At 59.9% G+C, this 3,376-nt stretch carries 6 protein-coding genes; 5 read left to right on the forward strand and 1 reads right to left on the reverse strand.

The features are described 5' to 3' along the window. Nucleotides 1-305 (reverse strand): helix-turn-helix domain-containing protein (locus QZ964_RS19615; protein ID WP_292531264.1); only part of this gene is annotated, 305 nt, incomplete at its 3' end. Between the two features lie 159 nt (nt 306-464). On the opposite strand from QZ964_RS19615, the gene smbP reads away from it, so the two are divergent. The 5 genes from smbP to QZ964_RS19640 all read left to right on the forward strand — a co-directional run. Continuing rightward, nucleotides 465-818: a small metal-binding protein SmbP gene (gene smbP, locus QZ964_RS19620; RefSeq protein ID WP_292533740.1), complete on the forward strand. Its 354-nt coding sequence runs from the start codon at nt 465-467 to the stop codon at nt 816-818. Nucleotides 819-1,096: 278 nt separating this feature from the next. Beyond that, a complete protein-coding gene (locus tag QZ964_RS19625; RefSeq protein ID WP_292533742.1) occupies nt 1,097-2,377 on the forward strand; it encodes a site-specific integrase in 1,281 nt (426 codons plus the stop codon). Continuing rightward, nucleotides 2,374-2,799, forward strand: coding sequence for a hypothetical protein (locus QZ964_RS19630; RefSeq protein WP_292533744.1), 426 nt, complete (start codon nt 2,374-2,376; stop codon nt 2,797-2,799). Before QZ964_RS19625 ends, QZ964_RS19630 begins: the two co-directional genes overlap by 4 nt. Nucleotides 2,800-2,905: 106 nt before the next feature. Next, the gene (locus QZ964_RS19635; protein WP_292533746.1) at nt 2,906-3,121 is read left to right on the forward strand and encodes an AlpA family transcriptional regulator; all 216 of its coding nucleotides are present in this window, start codon (nt 2,906-2,908) and stop codon (nt 3,119-3,121) included. 6 nt (nt 3,122-3,127) lie between these two features. Next, the coding region (locus QZ964_RS19640) for a hypothetical protein (RefSeq protein ID WP_292533748.1) at nt 3,128-3,376 on the forward strand (249 nt) is incomplete at its 3' end.

Here is a 3,376-nt window from a genome sequence, read left to right on the forward strand (position 1 = left end):
GTCGGACCGTCCTCGATCATGCGCATGAGCGCGGCGCGATGTTCGTTCTTCAAGAGCGACGGTTGACCCGGCGCCTTGCGGTCAACGAGGCCACTCTCGCCATGCGCATTGAAGCGCAAAACCCAGTCGCGAACGACCTGGAGCGTCACGCCGCCAATCTTCGCCGCCTCGCCGCGCGGCGCGCCGTCGTAAATTGCGGCGAGCGCCAGGAGCCTGCGTGCCTGAGGCCCATCTTTCGCGCGCTTCGCAATCGCCCGAAGCGCATCCGCGTCAAAGTCTTCCCGCAGTCCAATCGCAGCCGCCATGGCGAACCCCCTGGAGTTCGCCAACTAGAATCAGACGAAAGCCGATTCGTGAAGACCCAATGAGTCTGCTTCAATGGGGATCGGTATTAGCTTGATGGGCGCCAGGACTCGGTAAGAAAAGCCCAACCGGCGCTTTGGCGCGATTGATAGGAGTTAATCATGGACAGACGTGGATTTTTGAGCGCTTCGATTGGTTTCGCGATAGCGGCGCTCGTCATTCCTGGCGCCGCGCGCGCCGAGGATCATATCGCCGAAGCGATAGCAGAGATCAACAAGGCGATTCCCTATGGCGAAGAACCGGCGCACAGCTCGTCTTTCGTCCAGCATATCGACAATGCGATCGATCATGCGGTGATGGCGCAAAAGGCTCACGCCGATCGGCATGTCAAAAGTGCGATCGCCTATCTGCGCCGCGCACGCAAGGTCGCCTATGGCACTCATTTGCTGAAATACTCGCGCAGAGGCGCGTCATTGGCTAAGAAGGCGCTGGCGCAACTTCAGGCGGCGGGATGAGCCTCGAACCAATAGCGGTTCTTGGTCGGAGTGGCGGGATTCGAACCCACGACCCCTTGTCCCCCAGACATGTAAAATAGTGTTTCAGGCATTATCGCACTTGTTCACAGCAACTCATTTTGCGCTTGTTTTACTGTAAATTTGGTGTTCATATCCCGTCAAGTGGGTTCACGAAGTCTCACAGCATCTCGGACTTTTTGAACCCACGTTGAACCCACGAAGCCAGGACAAGGGGCCTTTCAGACAAGTGCGTGGGTTCGGGGAACGGGGGCGCCATTATGCCATCGCAAATTCTGACCGACGCATTCGTCCGCGCCATAAGTCCCGGCGACAAGCTCACCGAGTATTGGGACACTAAAATCTCGGGGCTCTGCCTTCGCGTCATGCCGAGCGGCGCGCGGACATGGAATTTCCGCTATCGCCCCAAGGGCTCTGTGTCGTTCAAACGGACAGGTGGCGGGCGTTATCCCGAAGTCGGCCTGTCGGCCGCAAGGGCATGGGCCGAGGCGCTTCGCGTTGCCGTGGCCGGAGGCGGCGATCCACAGGGCGAACGTCGCCTGAAGCGAGAGGCCGAAGCCCGAGACTTATCATTCGACGCGCTCGCAGGCGCATATATCGAGCGCTATGCCAAACCCAACAAGTCGAGTTGGGAGCAAGACGACCTATTCCTGCGGGTTCATGTCCAGCCATCCTGGGGTGCGCGGAAGGCTGGGAAACTCACCCGGGGGGACGCCGCGGCGCTGCTGGACCATATCGCGACAAAATCGCCGGTAAGCGCAAACCGGGTTCAGACGATCCTTTCAAAGCTTTTCAATTGGGCGATCGAAAGCGGACTGCTCGAAATGAGCCCCGTCGCCAGAATGAAAAAGCGAACGAGGGAAGCGCCAAAGGATCGGACGCTATCGCCCGATGAAATTCGCGTCCTGTGTGGCGCGATAGGCGAGGGCAGCGTCGCCGAGGCGTTGCGCTTTATCCTGTTGACGGGACTACGGCCCGGTGAGGCCGCAGGATTAGAGATTGCGGAAGTCAAAGACGCCGACAACGGCGCGCGGGCGCGTCTGGAGATACGCGCGAGCCGCATGAAGGCAGGACGGCCGCATGTTATGCCGCTCGCGCCTATGGCGCTGGGAATCGTCCGCCGGCAGCTTGCCAATAGGTTCGAGGGACAGGCGCACGTCTTTCCGTCACACTTCGTTGAGCGCGGCGGCCCCGTCGCTCGTCATTCCATGTCGCAGGCGCTGAAAAAAATCATTGGCGGGCTCGCCGCGAAAGAGCCCGGCGACGAAGAGGCGGTTGCATCGCTCAAAGCAAACCAGCCAACGCCGCATGATTTTAGAAGGACTGTCGCAACCGGGCTCGCCGCTCTTGGTGTGCTGCGCGAAGACAGATTAGCCGTCCTGGCGCACGCGCAGTCCGACGTGCATGGCGTTCACTATGACAAATACGAGCGACTGAAAGAAAAGCGCCGCGCGCTCGAATTGTGGGAGCAACACGTCGCGGAAATTATCGCTCCGGCGTCTCCCTCCGAGAATGTTGTGTCGATCGGGGGCAGACGATGACGGAGCCTACTCTGCAAGACGTAGTGCTCCCCTTTTTCGACAATGCCGAGCGCGAAGAGCCGGATGTCGATGGCCTCGTAAAATTCTTGTTGAGCGACAAGCCGATCGGAACGTATGAGCGAAAGTTGCTCGCCATCATTTTAAGCCCAGTGCCTATCCCGGTTAGCAGAGTTCCCAATTGGCGACTCAAACCAGTTTTCAACCGGGTGAAACAAAAAGCCATACACAGGCACGGCGAGTTTTTGTCGCTTTACGACGCTATCCAATGGCGGCTCGAAGACGGGCAATCGATCACGGCCGCGATACCGAGCGCCGCAGAAGCAGTCGGCATATCAGAGACCAAGGCTTGGAGCATGTGGCGACGCCGGCACCCCACTAAGTGGCGGCGCTCGGTTACATTGCGCCCGCCGCTGGTGAAGTAACTGCCTCGGACAGGCCTACTCCAAAAACTTTTTTCAAATTTGCAGTGACCAACTGAAAAAGCGTGAATATTCAGGGTGTCGTCCGGAACCAATCGGAGCGACACACATGTCACAGCCAAAATTTTTACGCGTGCCAGATGTTTTGGCGCGCACGCGTCTCTCGCGCGCGAGCTTGCACCGCCGGGTGAAGGACGGGACCTTTCCAACCCCAGTTCGGATTGGCGTGCGCACAATCGCGTGGCTCGCGCCTGAAATCGACGAATGGGAGAGAGGTGTAATCGCCAAGCGCGACGCGCGCCTTGCCGCCAAAGCCTCCGCGTGACGCGCCATGGCCCTCACAGCAAAGAGCCCGCCGGCGGCGACCGGCGGGACTCCGAATGCGCTTAGCTGGCGAGCTTTAAGCAGTTCGGACCATAAAACTACAGCCGCCTTGCCGCAAGGCTTGCCGAACCGCGCGACGCTGGCCCGCTGCTGGCCGGGGCTTCGCGTCAATCGCCTGACGTGGCGCTGGGTCGACGTCGCCAGCGGCAGGCGTGGCGACAGCATCGAGACGTTGCTGGCCTTCCTCGGCGAGGCG

This window comes from Methylocystis sp., assembly GCF_021731785.1.
Lineage (GTDB): Bacteria > Pseudomonadota > Alphaproteobacteria > Rhizobiales > Beijerinckiaceae > Methylocystis.

What these genes read in the sequence shown, in the direction of transcription:
- QZ964_RS19625 (WP_292533742.1), top strand. Translation starts at nt 1,097, where the DNA reads ATGCCATCGCAAATTCTGACCGACGCATTCGTCCGCGCCATAAGTCCC.
- QZ964_RS19635 (WP_292533746.1), top strand. Translation starts at nt 2,906, where the DNA reads ATGTCACAGCCAAAATTTTTACGCGTGCCAGATGTTTTGGCGCGCACG.
- smbP (WP_292533740.1), top strand. Translation starts at nt 465, where the DNA reads ATGGACAGACGTGGATTTTTGAGCGCTTCGATTGGTTTCGCGATAGCG.
- QZ964_RS19630 (WP_292533744.1), top strand. Translation starts at nt 2,374, where the DNA reads ATGACGGAGCCTACTCTGCAAGACGTAGTGCTCCCCTTTTTCGACAAT.